This is a genomic window from Serratia sp. LS-1, from assembly GCF_003719595.1.
In the GTDB taxonomy this organism is placed as follows: Bacteria; Pseudomonadota; Gammaproteobacteria; order Enterobacterales; family Enterobacteriaceae; genus Serratia; species Serratia ureilytica.
Map to the genome: position 1 here is coordinate 4,963,315 of NZ_CP033504.1, position 15,961 is coordinate 4,979,275.

Consider the following 15,961-nt stretch of genomic DNA (forward strand, 5'->3'; position numbering starts at 1 on the left):
GTATACCTTTGAATCGTGACAACGAGCCTGCGCGAGCAGGCTCCTACATTCATGTTGCGTCAATTAAACCGGCAGCTCGCCGCGGGCGGCCTTGCGTTTGTAGACCATGATGGTCAGCACCAGCGGGATGACGATCGCCACCAGAATCGCCAGCGAGTAAATCAGCCAGAACTGCGGCTTGATAGACAGAATGCCCGGCAGGCCGCCGACGCCGATGCCGTTGGCCATCACGCCGTCCAACCCGCAGATAAGGCCTGCGATCGCGGAGCCGATCATCGCGCACAGCATTGGGAAGCGGTATTTGAGGTTGATGCCGTACATCGCCGGTTCGGTCACGCCGAGGTAGGCGGAGATCGCCGCCGGCACCGAGATTTCACGCTCGTTGGCCTTGCGGCTGATGATGATGATGCCGAGCACCGCCGAGGCCTGCGCGATGTTGGACAGCGCAATCAGCGGCCACACCGGGGTGCCGCCCATGCTCTGGATCATCTGCATGTCGATAGCCAGCGTGGTCTGGTGCACGCCGGTGATCACCAGCGGCGCATACAGGAAGCCGAACAGCGCGGCGCCCACTGGCGCGAAACTGCCGGTCATCACCGATTTCACCGCCCAGGCGACGCCGTCGCCGATCATGCGGCCGAACGGCCCGATCAGCGCGTGCGCCAGGAACACCGCCAGCAGCAGCGAGACCACCGGCACTACCACCAGATAGAGATAGTCGGGAACGATCTTTTTCAGCCGGGTTTCGATCCAGCCCAGCGCCATGCCCGCCAGGATCGACGGGATCACCTGCGCCTGATAGCCCACTTTCTGGATCACGAACCAGCCGAAGTTCCACACTTCCGGCGTTTGCTGGCCGAGCAGGTAGGAGTTCATCAGCTGCGGCGACACCAGGGTGACGCCCAGCACGATGCCGAGCACCGGGGTGCCGCCCATCTTTTTCACCGTCGACCAGCAGATGGCCACCGGCAGGAACATGAAGATCGCTTCACCGAGCAGCCACAGGAAGTCGTAAACGGTTTTCCACGCCGGGTGCATCTGCGCCAGCGTTTGGCCGCCGGACATCGGGATGTCGCCGATCACGTTGCGGAAGCCGAGGATCAGACCGCCGCTGATCAGCGCCGGCAGCAGCGGGAAGAAGATCTCGGCGAAGTGGGAGATGGTGCGCTCGGTCCAGGTCATGTTCTGGCGCGCGGCCACCTTGGCCTGCTCCTTGTCGGCCTCGTTGACGCCGGTGCTGGCGATCAGCGCCTGATAGTAGTCGCCGACGTCGGTGCCGATAACCACCTGGAACTGCCCGGCGTTGGTGAAGCAACCCTTGACCATCGGCAGCTCTTCGATCTCTTTCGGTTTCGCCTTGTTGGGATCGTTGAGGACGAAACGCAGCCGGGTAATGCAATGGCTGACGGTGGCGATGTTCTCGCGGCCGCCGACCAAAACAATCAGGCGATCAATATCCTGCTGTTTTACTTTGCTCATTATGGGATACCTGCAGAGGTGTTGACTGAGTAATGATCAAAGCTTAGCCACTCGGCATTTTGAATGAAATGGGAACGTTCCCGGTTTGGGGCGAGGATCACAAAATGATGAAAAATGGTCAACTTCCGATCAGGAAAGTTTGCTGGGCACCACCAGGCGGCGGATCCCCTGCTCGCCGCTGAGCTGCGACAGCAGCTGCTGCGCGGCCAGCAGGCCGGCGCTGCCGTAGCCGAACTCCACCGACAGGGTGTCGGGGAACAGGAAGCTGAGCAGCGGGGTGTTGCCGATGGCGCACACCTGGATGGTATGCGTCGGCTGCTGCTGCAGGTACTTGATCGCCCCCAGGGCGATGCTGTCGGAGGCGCAAATCAGCGCGCTGGTGTGCGCATCGATCACCTCGGCGGCGTGCTGGAAACCGCTCTGGTAGCTCAGCTCGCCCAGCGTGGCGCGCGGCGTGAGCGTGAGGCGTTCGCAGGCGTCGAGATAGGCCTGGTAGCGGCGCTGGCCGGTGGTGGCGTCGCTGAGCTGCACCCCCAGATAGCCGATATGCCGATGCCCTTGCTGATACAGGCGATCCATCAACAGGTTCACCGCGCCGGCGTCGTCGTAGCAGACGGACGAGAAGCCGTCGTATTCGCGCACCATCACCACCATTTTTTCCTGCCACGGCTTGAGCATCGCCGCGGTCAGGCCGGTGAAGCCGAACAGGATCACGCCGTCGACGTTGCGCTGATGCAGTACGTGCAGATGCTCCTGCACCAGGCGGGTTTCGAACTGGCTCTCCATCACGATCGGATCGAAGCCTTGCTGATACAGCAGCGGCAGCATGGTGCGCACCGCCTGGTTTTCCGACGGCGAGTCGAGACGGGAAACGATGATGCCCACCACTTTGTCGCTTTGGCCGCGCATGGCGCGCGCCGACTTGGAGGGCGTAAACCCTTGCTGACGGATCACCGCTTCCACCCGTTCACGGGTTTGCGGGCTCACGCTGCCTTCATTGTTCAGCACGCGTGAGACGGTGGATTTGCCTACGCCGCTCAGGCGCGCGATGTCCTTGATGGTCAGCCGGTTTTGCATGGTTTACTTTTCGTTGAGGTGGACAGGCGTAACATAAAGGCCTGTAAAACAATGCCCGTCAGCATAGCTCATTTTCCGACGCGGATCTTGATGCAAAACGGGATTGTGACATTGCGATGAACGGCCGCTCCTGCCGCTCTGTTTTTCCCTTTACAGGAGGTTATTCCCCATATGGACCCCGACCCGACTGCTTTAGACACTCACTCGGTTCTCCGGTAAAACCTCTCCGCCTGGCGCTGCTGTTTTACCGGTGAAGTACATCACGGTAACCGGTAGCGCGCGCTTCGTCGTTCGCTCCTGCTGCTGAAAAAAAGAATAAGGATCTGCGTTGGCAGAGGCTTTTTGGCGCACCCGCCATCCGCCCGGCCGATGACGATCCCCGTTTACCCGCTGCCGTGAGGCACCGGGCGACGAGGTGCGACCCATGAAACTGAAAAAACTCCCCCGTCAGCTGCTGGGCCTGTTCGCCCGCAGCCTCCCGCGCCGTTTGGTGCGCCGCGACAGCCTGCTGGACAGCGTCGGCGGCGCTGCGCGCGACATGCCGGCCGGCCTGGCGCAGCAGCGGCTGGAATGCGCCGCCGCAGAAACGATGCAGCTGTTTGAGCGTTTTCACAGCCATCCGGAAGGCATCACCGCCCATGAGGCGGAACAGGTGCGCCAGCGCTGCGGCGAGAACGTCATCGACGATCAGCAGAAAGAGGCCTGGTGGCAACACCTCTGGCACTGCTACCGCAACCCGTTCAACCTGCTGCTGACCGCGCTCGGCATGATCTCTTACGCCACCGAGGATCTGACCGGCGCCTTGGTGATCGCGCTGATGGTGCTGATCTCCACGCTGCTGAATTTCATCCAGGAGGCGCGATCCAACCGGGCGGCCGACGCGCTGAAGGCCATGGTGAGCAACACCGCCACGGTGATCCGCAGCGATGCGCTCACCGGCAAGAGCGAGCACGTGGAGCTGCCGATCGCGCAGCTGGTGCCGGGCGACATCATCAAGCTGGCGGCCGGCGACATGATCCCGGCGGATCTGCGCGTGCTGTCGGCCAAGGATCTGTTCATCAGCCAGGCGGCGCTGACCGGCGAATCGCTGCCGGTGGAGAAATCCGCCGCGCCGCAATTGTCGGCGGCCGATCCGCTCGACTGCCAGAACCTGTGCTTCATGGGCACCAACGTGGTCAGCGGCACCGCGCTGGCGATGGTGATCGGCACCGGCGGCGGCACCTATTTCGGCCAGCTGGCGCAGCGCGTCACCAGCCAGGATGAGCAGCCGAACGCCTTCCAGAGCGGCATCAGCAAGGTCAGCTGGCTGCTGATCCGTTTTATGCTGGTGATGACGCCGATCGTGCTGCTGATCAACGGCTACACCAAGGGCGACTGGTGGGAGGCGGCGCTGTTCGCGCTGTCGGTGGCGGTCGGGCTGACGCCGGAGATGCTGCCGATGATCGTCACCTCGACGCTGGCCAAAGGGGCGGTGAAGCTGTCGCGCCAGAAGGTGATCGTCAAACGGCTGGACGCCATCCAGAACTTCGGCGCGATGGACATTCTGTGCACCGACAAGACCGGCACTCTGACCCAGGACAAGATCGTGCTGGAGCGCCATACCGACGTGTTCGGCGCCAGCAGCGAGCGGGTGCTGCGCTACGCCTGGCTGAACAGCTTCTACCAGACCGGGCTGAAAAACCTGCTCGACGTGGCGGTGCTGAGCTGCGCGGAGCAAAATCAGCAGCCGCAGGCGCTGCAAAACTACCGCAAGGTGGATGAGATCCCGTTCGACTTCGTGCGCCGCCGCATGTCGGTGGTGGTGGCCAAAGACAACGAGTATCACGAGCTGGTGTGCAAGGGCGCGCTGGAAGAGATGCTGGCGATTTGCAGCCACGTGCGCCACGAAGACGAGGTGATCCCGCTGAGCGAGGCGCTGCTGGCGAGGATCCGTCGCATCACCGACGATCTCAACCAGCAGGGGCTGCGGGTGGTGGCGGTGGCCAACAAGATCCTGCCGGCGCAAACCCATGAATACGGCGTGGCGGACGAGTCGGATCTGATCCTCGAAGGCTACGTCGCCTTCCTCGATCCGCCGAAGGAAAGCACCGCACCGGCGCTGGCGGCGCTGAAACAGAACGGCGTCACGGTGAAGATCCTCACCGGCGACAACGAGCTGGTGGCCGCCAAAGTGTGCCGTGACGTCGGGCTCGAGGCCGAGCACCTGCTGCGCGGCAGCGAGATCGAGCAGATGGACGACGAGCAGCTGGCGCAGGCGGCGGCGCGCACCACGGTGTTCGCCAAGCTGACGCCGCTGCACAAGGAGCGCATCGTCAAACTGCTGCGCCGCCAGGGGCACGTGGTGGGCTTTATGGGCGACGGCATCAATGACGCGCCGGCGCTGCGCGCGGCCGATATCGGCATCTCCGTCGATTCGGCGGTGGACATCGCCAAGGAAGCGGCGGACATTATCCTGCTGGAAAAAAGCCTGATGGTGCTGGAGCAGGGGGTGATCGAAGGGCGCCGCACCTTCGCCAACATGCTGAAATACATCAAGATGACCGCCAGCTCCAACTTCGGCAACGTGTTCAGCGTGCTTATCGCCAGCGCCTTCCTGCCGTTTCTGCCGATGTTGCCGCTGCACCTGTTGATTCAGAACCTGATGTACGACATCTCGCAGATCGCCATCCCGTTCGATAACGTCGACGACGATCAGATAACCCAGCCGCAGCGCTGGAACTCCGCCGATCTGGGGCGGTTTATGGTGTTCTTTGGGCCGATCAGTTCGATCTTCGACGTGCTGACCTTCAGCCTGATGTGGTGGGTATTCAAGGCCAACACGCCGGAAATGCAGACGCTGTTCCAGTCCGGCTGGTTCGTGGAAGGGCTGCTGTCGCAAACGCTGATCGTGCACATGATCCGCACGCGCAAAATTCCGTTTATCCAGAGCCGCCCGTCCTGGCCGCTGTGCATCATGACGCTGGCGGTGATCGCCACCGGCATCGGCCTGGTGTTCTCGCCTCTGGCCGGCTTCCTGCAGCTGCAGGCGCTGCCGCTCGGTTACTTCCCGTGGCTGGTGCTGATCCTCGCCGGTTACATGGTGCTGACCCAGTGCGTGAAAGGCTGGTTCGTGCGCCGCTACGGCTGGCAATAACCCGTTCGCCCCCTCCGGCCGGGAGGGGGCAACTGTGATCCCGTCCGCTTTTTCACCGCAACGGTTGGACATCTGTTCTGTGCTAAGTCTTTATCTACAGCGTTGGCTGTTTTCCCCTGCGCCTTTCAAACCAACGCGTTGTTGTTTATCGCCTAGCGGTGGTTTGAAATTCATTGGGGATATTTTGTTTTTTTCCTCTGAGGAATTTCCGATGCACAGACCTTTCCGTTATACGCTACTGGCTTCATCGTTATGGTTTTCTTGCGGCGCGCTGGCGCAGCCGGCGGGTGATTTGCCGCTGATGCCCTGGCCGCAGCAGGTGGAAGTGACGCAACCGGCGGGCAAACTGATTTTGGATCACCGGCTGTCGTTAAGCCTCCAGGGCGATGATTTGGGCGACGCGCTGCCGCGCTGGCGCCAGCGCATCGAGTTGCAGACCGGCTGGACGCTGGCGCCGAGGGAAGAAGCAAACGGGGCGGCGATCAAGGTGGTGATCAAGGATCGGGTGGCGGCGCAGCCGCTGCCGGGCAGCGATGAGAGTTACCGGCTGGCGGTCACGCCGCAGGGCGCCACGCTGACCGCCAACACCCGCTTTGGCGCGCTGCGCGGCATGGAGACCCTGCTGCAACTGCTGCAGACCGATGGGCAAAACACTTTCCTGCCATTGGTGGATATTCGCGACGTGCCGCGTTTTCCGTGGCGCGGCGTGCTGCTGGATTCGGCGCGCCATTTCCTGCCGCTGCCGGACATTTTGCGCCAGCTTGACGGCATGGCGGCGGCCAAGCTCAACGTGTTGCACTGGCACCTGAGCGACGATCAGGGCTGGCGCTTCGCCTCCGAGCATTACCCCAAATTGCAGCAGCAGGCCAGCGACGGCCTGTTCTACACCCGTGAGCAAATGCAGCAGGTGGTGGCTTACGCCACGGCGCGCGGCATTCGCGTGGTGCCGGAGATCGACATGCCGGGGCACGCCTCCAGCATCGCGGTGGCCTATCCCGACCTGATGAGCGCGCCGGGGCCGTATCGCATGGAGCGCGAGTGGGGCGTGCATAAGCCGACGCTCGATCCGACCCGCGACGAGGTTTATCAGTTTGTCGATACGATCGTCGGCGAGCTGGCGGCGATCTTCCCCGATCCTTATCTGCACATCGGCGGCGACGAAGTGGACGCCAGCCAGTGGCGGGCGTCGCCGTCGATTCAGGCGTTTATGCAGCAGAACGGGCTGGCGGATACCCATGCGCTGCAGGCCTACTTCAACCAGAAGCTGGAAAAGGTTCTCGAGAAGCACCAGCGGCAGATGGTCGGCTGGGACGAGATCTATCATCCGTCGCTGCCGCGTTCGATCGTCATTCAGTCCTGGCAGGGGCAAGACTCACTGGGCGCCAGCGCCCAGGACGGCTATCAGGGCATTCTCTCCACCGGTTTCTATCTCGATCAGCCGCAAAGCACCGCCTATCACTACCGCAATGAAATTCTGCCGCAGCCGCTGGGGGTCGAAACGGCGGTGCAACCCGGCGAGCAGGCGCAAAGCTGGCGTTTCAGCATGCCGCGCCTGAAGGGCAGCGCGGTGGAGGGCAGCTTCACGCTGATCGAGGGCAAGCAGGGCTGGCGCGGCTTTATCGATTTCAACGGCAAGTCGCGCCGCGCGGTGCACGATATCGTCTGGCGCACGCCGCAGCAGGTGACGTTCCGCGTCGATACCTGGATGGGCGACACGCGGCCGGTATTTACGCTGCAACAGGACAAGCTCAGCGGCTATACGCTGGTCGGCAACGTGCGTTACCCCACCCAGGGCGAGAAACTGGCGGCGGCGCCGGCGGGCAAGATGCCGGTGGTGCCGGATGAGAAGGGGCAGGCCAAGATCCTCGGCGGGGAAGCGGCGCTGTGGGCGGAAAACGTGCGTGCGCCGCTGATCGATCTCAAGCTGTGGCCGCGCGCCTTTGCGGTGGCGGAGAGGCTGTGGTCGGCGCAGGACGTCACCGACGAAAGCAACATGTACCGGCGGCTGGCGGCGATCGACGCCTGGTCGGTGGTGTCGGTCGGCCTGCAGCAGCACGCGGAAACGGCGCGCGAATTCACCCGGCTGAGCAACAGCGTGCAGATCATGCCGCTGCAGATCCTGGCCGAGGCGGTGGAACCGGCGCAGTATTACACCCGCCAGCACCTGAAGTTCCAGGCCGGCAACTATCATCAGTTCGAACCGCTGAACCGCTTTGCCGATGCGCTGCCGCCGGAGAGCGAGGCGGTGCGCGCCATGCATGCGCAGGTCGCGGCTTTGCTGAAGGATAAGCGCGATAAGGCGGCGGCGCAGGCGCTGCGCGAACGGCTGCAGCGCTGGCAGGCGAACGGCGCGGCGCTGCAGACGGCGATCGCGGGCAACCGCACGCTGCGGGAGCTGGCGCCGGTGGCGCAGGACGTCGGTGCCTTGGCCGCATTGGGCTTAACGCTGCTGGATCGCCATCAGCAGGGCAAACCGCTGAGCCGGGCCGAGGCCGAGCAAGCGCAGCGCCAGCTGGATGCGGCGGCGCAGACGCGCGACGAAGTGGTGATTGCGGCGGTGTACCCGCTGGAGGCGCTGCTGCGTGGGATGCAAATGGCGCCGTAAGGAGAGGTGGCGAAGAAACTGCGGGGCGTATTCCATATCTCGACATTGCGATGTGGTTGAAAGAGCAGAAACGACGGGCTGGTTGTAAAATCCAGCCCGATTTGTTCATTCAATACGGTTTACGCATTCAAGGGATTGATAATGCCGCAGGTTTTTAATGTCCGATTGATTGGAGAACGCGCACTGGCTGCAGCCAATGACCTCTTTGCTGAGGCCGGGTATGGCGTCCGGGTGCAAATGATGAAGGCTGAAGATTTTGAGTGGTGCGTTGCGTTGGCTCGCCAACAACCTGAAGAGCGCCGTATTCCCTGGGCGTTGAATGGCGCCGCGTTGGACGATCCTGACGGTTTTACGTTTAGTTTTAAGATACAGGGCATCGATGACCGGCCGGCAGGCGCCTGTATCTGCCGATTTTGTCCGGCGGCTGGCGAGCAACTGGCGATGTTAAATATTGAGATGCTGCAAAACTTTCGGATTAGAGACTCGAGCCTTGATGGCAATACGCTGCGTTTTGCGCTCTATGTCGCCGTGCTCTTTATGGTGGATACGGCATGCGCAGGTTTGCGTTTAATATCGCCGATTAATACGGAGTTGGCTGATTATTATATAAATTATCATCAATTTGTTGACCTCACCGGGGGGCTCAAACAGATACTTTATCGAGATGCTGAGGCGCTTTTCCTGTGGTTCCAGGAAGGTTTTTTGCCGCCGGCCTCATAATTGAAGGTGGATGAAATTTGCGCAATAATGACGAAATGCCGGTGGGGTCACAGGAGGTTCGCATGGTGATAAAGTCAACAAAACGTCAGGTAACACAACCTGCCTCTTATGAGCTGAAGGTGTATAAATTCGGCATGGAAGGTGTAGATGCAGTGAACACCTATACATCTGAACAGATTGACCGCATAACGCCTCGCGGCAAACCGATTACGGCTTCGCGAGAAGAGGTTATCGCCGTTTTAAAACAGGCGGTAAAACAGGTTAACGCTTCATCCTCTCCAGCAGCGGAAACTCTGGGTTGTGTCCGTCGGCGCCCAGCATTCAAGTAATGTAAAAACGGCCAGTCTGCACTGGCCGTGATGCGCGTGACCGTCGATTAACGACGCACGGCGATGGCTTCGATTTCGATCTTCACGTCTTTCGGCAGACGCGCCACTTCCACGCAGGAACGGGCCGGGAACGGCGCGCTGTGCTCGGTGAAGAAGGCTTCGTACGCGGCGTTGACGGTGGCGAAGTCGTTCAGGTCTTTCACGAACACGGTGGTTTTCACGATGTCGGCAACGATCAGGCCGGCGGCTTCGACGATCGCTTTGACGTTTTCCAGCGACTGGCGCGCTTGAGCGGCGACGTCGTCGGCGACGGCGCCGGTTTTCGGATCGACCGGGATCTGGCCGGAAGTGATGATCATGCTGCCCAGATCAACGCCCTGCACGTAAGGACCAATGGCTGCCGGGGCGAGTTCAGTGCTGATGTTACGTGACATGTTTTCTCCTGATAAACCCGTTGTCTTTCACGCCGCCGCGCGGTCGGCCGCAGCGTAAAATTCGGTGGGTAGCAACGTGGGTAGAGTGATTTTCAGGAACCCATTATAGGGCGTCACCGGGAGAATAACAGCGCCATCTCCCGGCGCCCATGCCGGGATTAGTCCGCCTGCAGCACCACCTGATGCTCGAACTCTTTTTCGCAGTAGCGGCACTTCAGGTGTACTTCACCGTCGCGCGATTTGACGCTGAAGCTCGACGCCACCGGCTCGCTGCGGCTGATGCAGTTGCCGTTCGGGCAGGTCAGCACGCCGTCGATGTGGTCCGGCAGGCTGAGGGTCAGCTTGCGCACCACTTCATAGTTGTCGATGCGGTTTACCGTGGCCTTCGGCGCGTACATCGCCAACTGGTTGGCCTGCTGCTCGGTCAGGAAGGTGTTCTCGATCTTGATCAGATCCTTGCGGCCCAGCTCGTTGGAGGGCAGATTCAGGCCGATGGTGATGCGCTGGTCGGTGGCGGTCAGCTTGAACAGCGTCAGCAGTTTGAAACCAATCTGCGCCGGAATGTGGTCGATCACCGTGCCGCATTTGATCGCTTCAACCTGCAGTTTATTGTCGTGAGTCATGGCGGTTCCCCCTTAAAGAGCCAAATCTGCGTTGAGCACCAGCGCCAGCAGCGCCTGACGGGCGAAGATGCCGTTGCCCGCCTGCTGGAAGTAGTAAGCGTGCGGCGTTTTATCCACGTCGGTGGCGATCTCGTCGATGCGCGGCAGCGGGTGCAGCACCTTGAGGTTGGCGCGCGCGCCGGCCAGATCTGCGGCACGCAGCACGAACTGCGCCTTCACGTTGGCGTACTCGGACGGATCGAGGCGCTCTTTCTGCACCCGGGTCATGTAGAGAATATCCAGCTCCGGCACCACTTCTTCAATGCTGCCGTGCAGGCTGTACTCGATGCCTTTCTCTTCCAGCATTTTCAGGATGTAGGCCGGCATTGCCAGCGCGTCCGGGGCGATGAAGTAGAAACGGTTGCCTTCGAATTTGGCCAGTGCCTGGGTGAGCGAGTGCACGGTGCGGCCGTACTTCAGATCGCCGACCATGGCGATGCTGAGGTTGTTCAGGCGGCCCTGGGTTTCCTGGATGGTGAACAGATCCAGCAGGGTCTGGGTCGGGTGCTGGTTGGCGCCGTCGCCGGCGTTGAGCACCGGCACGTTGCCGGAGAACTCCGAGGCCATGCGCGCCGCGCCTTCCTGCGGATGGCGCATCACGATGGCGTCCACGTAGGTGCTGATCACCGAGATGGTGTCGGCCAGGGTTTCGCCTTTCTTGCCAAGCGAGGTGTTGCTGCCGTCGGCGAAACCGACCACCGAGGCGCCGAGGCGGTGCATCGAGGTTTCGAACGACAGGCGGGTACGGGTCGAGGCTTCGAAGAAGCAGCTGGCGATCACCTTGTGTTTCAACAGTTCCGGCTGCGGGTTGGCTTTCAGACCGGCGGCGGTGCGCAGCACCAGCTCCAGATCCTCGCGGCTGAGATCGTTAATAGAGATGATGTGTTTGTGATACAGCGGGTTGGCCATTTTTCACTCCTCCTCGACGCGTGCCCGTGGCGCGGGACTTTTTAAGGCAAAAAAAAGCCCCTCAATGAGGGGCTTGAAACGAACGGTTTAGCAACAGGAGAAACAACGGCAGCTGGCCGCCGATAGGCAGTCGGTTTTGTCGATTGCGGCTAACAAAACAAACGTCGTTTTTCATGCTTTCTCCTGGCAAATTGTGGCGCATTATACTCGCGCTTTTCGCCACTGCAAGCGTTAAAACGCCGTTTTTTGCCGCCCCGCAATCGATTGGCCGGCGATGGCCGCCTGCGGGCTATTTGCTGACGCGATCGTAGTAGACCATGTCGGCGTTCAGCCCCTGCTGGTAGCCTTTGACGTTGTCGCGCAGCACCACTTCGGTTTTGGCCTGATCGATAAACACGTACGGCGAACTGCGCTGCAGCTCCTGCTGCATGGCGGTGTACAGCGCGCGGCGCTTGGCCGGATCGGCTTCGGCCAGTGCCGCCAGCGTCTGCTTATTCAACTGCGGGATCTGCCAGCCGTTCAGCCCGGCCACCGTGCTGCTCTTGCCGTCGTTGTAGGCAAAGGCGCTGGCGTTGGAGTGGGCGTCGAAGTAATCCGGGATCCACAGGCGGATCGCCGCCTGATGCTGCCTGGCGCGCACGCGGGAGTAAACCTGGCTGCCCGCGGCCGGCAGCAGCTCGACCTTCACGCCGGCAGCGGCGAAGCTGCCCTGCAGCGCCTGCGCGATGGTGATGAACGGCGGTTTGTTCTCTACGTCCAGCGTAAAGGCGGCGTGGGTGATGCCCGCCTTGGCCAGAATGGCTTTCGCCTTGGCCGGATCGTAGCGGAACGGGTTGGTCTCCAGCGCGCCCGGCAGCCCGACCGGCAGGAAGCTCTGATGCACGAAGTATTGGCCCTTCAGCAGATCCTGGGTGATGCCCTGATAATCCACCAGGTAGCGCGCCGCTTCCCAGAAGGCCGGGTTGTTCAGCAGCGGATTGGCGCCGTTGCCGGTGTTGAACACCAGGTAGTTTTGTTCGGCGGACGGGATCTCCAGCACCTTAACCCCCGGCTGGTTCTTCAGCGTGTCGGTCTGGTCGGCGCCCAGTTCGCGGGCGATATCGGCGTCGCCCTGCTGGACCAGCAGGCGGCGGGTGGCCGGATCCGGCACGTTCTTGATGATGATGTTTTTCAGCTGCGGCTTGTCGCCCGGCGTCGTGGGGTTGGCGTCCAGCACGATCGCCTGATGCGGCTGATAGACGCGCATCTTGAACGGGCCGCTGCCGGCGGAGTGCATTTTCAGCCAGGCGTTGCCGAAGTCGCCGTCTTTAACGTTGGCCAGCGCCGCTTTGCTGTCGACGATCGAGGCGATCGGCGTCGAGAGGATATTCAGCACCACCGCCGGGCTGACGTCCGCCGTCCAGCGCAGCTGCACGGTATGGTCGTCGATCTTCTTCAGCTGCGCGTCGATGTTGTCCGGCTGCCAGCCGAGCACGTTGAGGATGAACGCCGGCGACTTGTTCATTTTCACCGCGCGGCTGTAGGAGAAGATCACGTCGTCGGCGGTCAGCGGGTTGCCGGAGGCGAACGCCGCCTGCGGCCGCAGTTTTACCGTCAGCGTTTTGGCCGCCGCATCGCTCTGCCAGCTTTCTGCCAGCACCGGTGCCACCTTGGCCGGATCGTCGCGATCCGCCTGTACCAAGCGCTGGTACAGGCTGGGCACCGTCTGGATGCTGGAGAGTTCGTTGGCTTCCGCCGGATCGAGGCTGACGATGTCATCCAGCGATTGCACCACCACCAGCGTATTCGGCGGCGTGGCGGCCAACGCGGCGGCGGGCAGGGCGGCGAGCAGGAACAGCGGCAAGAGTTTGGTTTTCATCGGTGTGTATCCCCTGAAGGCGCCGCAAGGCGGCGCTGAGAACGGTTTGTTATCGTTGGTTTTTACGGCGCGGGCGCCGTCGGCCTGTCACGGTAGAACCTTTGTCCGCGGCGGGCAAAGGCCAATGCGCTATTTGATATTCCAGGAATATATTAGCCGCCCTGGCCGGGGGCACCAGGGCGGAGGGAGAGGCGTGTCAGAGCGTTGCGCTCAGCGTGGCGACCAGCACCGCCTTGATGGTATGCAACCGGTTTTCCGCCTGATCGAACACCACGCTGTGCGCCGACTCGAACACCTCGTCGGTCACTTCCATACCGCCGTGCAGATCGTACTGCTGCGCCATCTGCTTGCCGAGCGTGGTTTGATCGTCGTGGAACGCCGGCAGGCAGTGCAGGAACTTCACGTTCGGGTTGCCGGTCAGTTTCAGCATCGCCATGTTGACCTGATACGGCCGCAGCAGCGCGATACGCTCCTGCCAGGTCTCTTTGGGTTCGCCCATCGACACCCACACGTCGGTGTAGAGGAAATCGGCGTCTTGCACCCCTTCGGCGATGTCTTCGGTCAGGGTGAGTTTCGCGCCGGTTTGCTGCGCCAGCGCCTGGCATTCGGCCACCAGCTCCGGCTGTGGCCAACAGGCCTTCGGCGCCACCAGCCGCAGATCCATGCCCGCCAGCGCGGCGGCTTCCAGCAGCGTGTTGCCCATGTTGTTGCGCGCGTCGCCGACGTACGCCAGCTTCACTTCGTTCAGCGCCTTGCCCGGCAGGTGTTCCTGCACGGTGAGCAGATCCGCCAGCAATTGGGTAGGGTGGAACTCGTCGGTCAGGCCGTTCCACACCGGCACGCCGGCGTGCTGCGACAGGGTTTCCACCAGCGCCTGGCCGTAGCCGCGGTACTGAATACCGTCGTACAGGCGGCCCAGCACCCGGGCGGTGTCTTTCATCGACTCTTTATGGCCGATCTGGCTGCCGCTCGGGCCGAGGTACGTGACCTGCGCGCCCTGATCGAATGCGGCAACTTCGAAAGAGCATCGCGTGCGGGTTGAGTCTTTTTCGAAGATGAGCGCAATGTTTTTGCCCTGCAGCCGGCGCTGTTCCCGCCCCTGCTTCTTGGCCTGCTTCAGATCGGCCGAAAGCTGCAGCAGCGCCTGCAGCTCGGCGGGGGTGAAATCCATTAACCTCAGAAAGTGACGTTGGTAGAACGCATTGCCGGTGCTCATAGTCCGATTCCCTGATTGCTTAATTGAATTAAAATTCACTTTATATGTATGAATATTCAATTTCAACCCCGGTGAGGAAATCTTTCACGTTTATCGTGGAAGCAATGTCGGCGGTGTGTGAAAATAGAAGGAATGAAGGCCATTTGACTTGAGGATATAGGCATGGCAAACCGCGAATTGCTGGAAGAACAACGTGAAGAGACCCGCCTGATCATCGAAGAGCTGCTGGAAGACGGCAGCGATCCGGACGCGCTCTACACCATCGAGCACCATCTGTCCGCCGAGAAATTTGAGGTTCTGGAGCAGGCCGCCGTTGAAGCCTTCAAGCTGGGCTACGAAGTGACCGACGCCGAAGAGCTGGAAGTGGAAGACGGTTCGATGGTGATGTGCTGCGACGTGATCAGCGAAGTCGGCCTGAACGCCGAGCTGATCGACGCTCAGGTCGAGCAGCTGGTGGCGCTGGCAGAGCGCTGCGGCGTCAACTACGACGGCTGGGGCACCTACTTTGAAGATCCGAACGGTGAAGACGGTGAGGATGACGAAGACGGCGACTATATTGACGAAGACGACGACGGCAAACGCCACTAATTCCTTTCCGATTAATGCCTGTGGGCCGGCTCTCGCCGGCCCCTGATATCCCCGTCGTCTTTCAAGCTGCAGCGTTGTTGGCTGCACTCTCTCACCCCAGTCACTTACCTGAGTAAGCTCCTGGGGATGAGTGAGCTGGCCGCCTAGCTGCAACTTGAAATACATAGGGCAATGACGCCATGACATACCAATCCCTGCTAGCCCCGATTTTAAGCTTCCTGCACTGTGAAACTCCCGACGCCTGGATCGACGCCGCGCGCCGTCCGGAAAACCTGCAGCTGTTGCTGACCGACCACCTGGTGTGTGAGCTGAAAGCCGCACAGACCGGCATGTGGCTGATCCGCCGCTACGTGGCGGACAAAGAGAGCGGCGACGCGCTGTTGGCGCTGCTGCGGCCCTACGAGGCGTTTCTGCACGAAGCGCAGGGCGCGCCCGATACATTGTTCCGTCAGGGTCAGTTCACCCGCAAGATCCTGCCGAAAAACGGCTCGGCCTACGGCCAGGATCTGGCGGATCGCATGGTGCTGCTGATCAAGGAAGAACTGCATCATTTCTCGCAGGTGCTGGAGATCATGCAGGCGCGCGGGATCCCGTATCGCAAGATCACCGCCAGCCGCTACGCCAAGGGGATGATCCGCGAGATCCGCACTCACGATCCGGCGACGCTGATCGACAAACTGATCTGCGGCGCCTACATCGAAGCGCGATCCTGCGAACGCTTCGCCAAACTGGCGCCGCACCTGGACGATGAGCTGAACCGCTTTTACGTCTCGCTGCTGCGATCCGAAGCGCGTCACTATCAGGACTACCTGACATTGGCCGAGCAGATCGCCGGCGACGACATCAGCGAACGGGTGGCGCATTTCGGCCGCCTCGAAGCTGAACTGATCCTGTCGCCGGACAGCGAGCTGCGTTTCCACAGCGGCGTGCCCACCGCCGCCTGACGTTGAG

General features: G+C 61.5%; 13 protein-coding genes. 6 read left to right on the top strand and 7 right to left on the bottom strand.

What is annotated here, in order from left to right; translation table 11 throughout:
* Window positions 1-63: 63 nt before the first annotated feature.
* Entirely contained in the window at window positions 64-1,479 is a 1,416-nt protein-coding gene (gene treB / locus EDY99_RS23645; protein ID WP_033651452.1) for a PTS trehalose transporter subunit IIBC, read from the bottom strand.
* 129 nt (window positions 1,480-1,608) lie between these two features.
* Window positions 1,609-2,556 (bottom strand): trehalose operon repressor TreR, encoded by a 948-nt coding sequence (gene treR, locus EDY99_RS23650; RefSeq protein ID WP_123062107.1) that lies wholly within the window; start codon window positions 2,554-2,556, stop codon window positions 1,609-1,611.
* A gap of 424 nt (window positions 2,557-2,980) precedes the next feature.
* Here treR and mgtA point away from each other — a divergent pair, with 424 nt between their 5' ends.
* The 4 genes from mgtA (at window position 2,981) to EDY99_RS23670 (ending at window position 9,343) form a co-directional block, all read left to right on the top strand.
* Window positions 2,981-5,689 carry a magnesium-translocating P-type ATPase gene (gene mgtA / locus EDY99_RS23655; RefSeq protein WP_123062108.1) on the top strand — a complete coding sequence of 903 codons (2,709 nt, stop codon included), beginning with the start codon at window positions 2,981-2,983 and terminating at the stop codon, window positions 5,687-5,689.
* A gap of 211 nt (window positions 5,690-5,900) precedes the next feature.
* A complete protein-coding gene (locus EDY99_RS23660; protein ID WP_123062109.1) occupies window positions 5,901-8,294 on the top strand; it encodes a beta-N-acetylhexosaminidase in 2,394 nt (797 codons plus the stop codon).
* Between the two features lie 141 nt (window positions 8,295-8,435).
* Window positions 8,436-9,014: a hypothetical protein gene (locus EDY99_RS23665; protein ID WP_123062110.1), complete on the top strand. Its 579-nt coding sequence runs from the start codon at window positions 8,436-8,438 to the stop codon at window positions 9,012-9,014.
* A 62-nt stretch (window positions 9,015-9,076) separates the two neighbouring features.
* The gene (locus EDY99_RS23670; protein WP_046688125.1) at window positions 9,077-9,343 is read left to right on the top strand and encodes a hypothetical protein; all 267 of its coding nucleotides are present in this window, start codon (window positions 9,077-9,079) and stop codon (window positions 9,341-9,343) included.
* A gap of 47 nt (window positions 9,344-9,390) precedes the next feature.
* On the opposite strand, the gene ridA is transcribed toward EDY99_RS23670, so the two are convergent.
* From ridA to argF, 5 genes are all read right to left on the bottom strand, one after another.
* Window positions 9,391-9,777, bottom strand: coding sequence for a 2-iminobutanoate/2-iminopropanoate deaminase (gene ridA / locus EDY99_RS23675; RefSeq protein WP_004933379.1), 387 nt, complete (start codon window positions 9,775-9,777; stop codon window positions 9,391-9,393).
* A gap of 158 nt (window positions 9,778-9,935) precedes the next feature.
* Window positions 9,936-10,400 carry an aspartate carbamoyltransferase regulatory subunit gene (pyrI, locus tag EDY99_RS23680; RefSeq protein ID WP_033641690.1) on the bottom strand — a complete coding sequence of 155 codons (465 nt, stop codon included), beginning with the start codon at window positions 10,398-10,400 and terminating at the stop codon, window positions 9,936-9,938.
* A 12-nt stretch (window positions 10,401-10,412) separates the two neighbouring features.
* Window positions 10,413-11,348, bottom strand: coding sequence for an aspartate carbamoyltransferase (pyrB, locus tag EDY99_RS23685; protein WP_033641691.1), 936 nt, complete (start codon window positions 11,346-11,348; stop codon window positions 10,413-10,415).
* A 289-nt stretch (window positions 11,349-11,637) separates the two neighbouring features.
* Window positions 11,638-13,206 carry an ABC transporter substrate-binding protein gene (locus EDY99_RS23690; RefSeq protein ID WP_123062111.1) on the bottom strand — a complete coding sequence of 523 codons (1,569 nt, stop codon included), beginning with the start codon at window positions 13,204-13,206 and terminating at the stop codon, window positions 11,638-11,640.
* A 196-nt stretch (window positions 13,207-13,402) separates the two neighbouring features.
* Window positions 13,403-14,422 (bottom strand): ornithine carbamoyltransferase, encoded by a 1,020-nt coding sequence (gene argF / locus EDY99_RS23695; RefSeq protein ID WP_123062112.1) that lies wholly within the window; start codon window positions 14,420-14,422, stop codon window positions 13,403-13,405.
* A gap of 162 nt (window positions 14,423-14,584) precedes the next feature.
* On the opposite strand from argF, the gene rraB reads away from it, so the two are divergent.
* Together rraB and miaE are read left to right on the top strand one after the other, a co-directional pair.
* Window positions 14,585-15,010: a ribonuclease E inhibitor RraB gene (gene rraB, locus EDY99_RS23700; protein ID WP_025305115.1), complete on the top strand. Its 426-nt coding sequence runs from the start codon at window positions 14,585-14,587 to the stop codon at window positions 15,008-15,010.
* 179 nt (window positions 15,011-15,189) lie between these two features.
* Window positions 15,190-15,954 (top strand): tRNA isopentenyl-2-thiomethyl-A-37 hydroxylase MiaE, encoded by a 765-nt coding sequence (gene miaE, locus EDY99_RS23705; protein WP_033641694.1) that lies wholly within the window; start codon window positions 15,190-15,192, stop codon window positions 15,952-15,954.
* Window positions 15,955-15,961 lie beyond the last annotated feature (7 nt).

Bases quoted from the DNA above. Each gene is read 5' to 3' on its own strand.
- pyrB (WP_033641691.1), bottom strand. From the start codon at position 11,348: ATGGCCAACCCGCTGTATCACAAACACATCATCTCTATTAACGATCTC.
- treB (WP_033651452.1), bottom strand. From the start codon at position 1,479: ATGAGCAAAGTAAAACAGCAGGATATTGATCGCCTGATTGTTTTGGTC.
- argF (WP_123062112.1), bottom strand. From the start codon at position 14,422: ATGAGCACCGGCAATGCGTTCTACCAACGTCACTTTCTGAGGTTAATG.
- ridA (WP_004933379.1), bottom strand. From the start codon at position 9,777: ATGTCACGTAACATCAGCACTGAACTCGCCCCGGCAGCCATTGGTCCT.
- treR (WP_123062107.1), bottom strand. From the start codon at position 2,556: ATGCAAAACCGGCTGACCATCAAGGACATCGCGCGCCTGAGCGGCGTA.
- EDY99_RS23690 (WP_123062111.1), bottom strand. From the start codon at position 13,206: ATGAAAACCAAACTCTTGCCGCTGTTCCTGCTCGCCGCCCTGCCCGCC.
- miaE (WP_033641694.1), top strand. From the start codon at position 15,190: ATGACATACCAATCCCTGCTAGCCCCGATTTTAAGCTTCCTGCACTGT.
- EDY99_RS23670 (WP_046688125.1), top strand. From the start codon at position 9,077: ATGGTGATAAAGTCAACAAAACGTCAGGTAACACAACCTGCCTCTTAT.
- rraB (WP_025305115.1), top strand. From the start codon at position 14,585: ATGGCAAACCGCGAATTGCTGGAAGAACAACGTGAAGAGACCCGCCTG.
- pyrI (WP_033641690.1), bottom strand. From the start codon at position 10,400: ATGACTCACGACAATAAACTGCAGGTTGAAGCGATCAAATGCGGCACG.
- EDY99_RS23665 (WP_123062110.1), top strand. From the start codon at position 8,436: ATGCCGCAGGTTTTTAATGTCCGATTGATTGGAGAACGCGCACTGGCT.
- mgtA (WP_123062108.1), top strand. From the start codon at position 2,981: ATGAAACTGAAAAAACTCCCCCGTCAGCTGCTGGGCCTGTTCGCCCGC.
- EDY99_RS23660 (WP_123062109.1), top strand. From the start codon at position 5,901: ATGCACAGACCTTTCCGTTATACGCTACTGGCTTCATCGTTATGGTTT.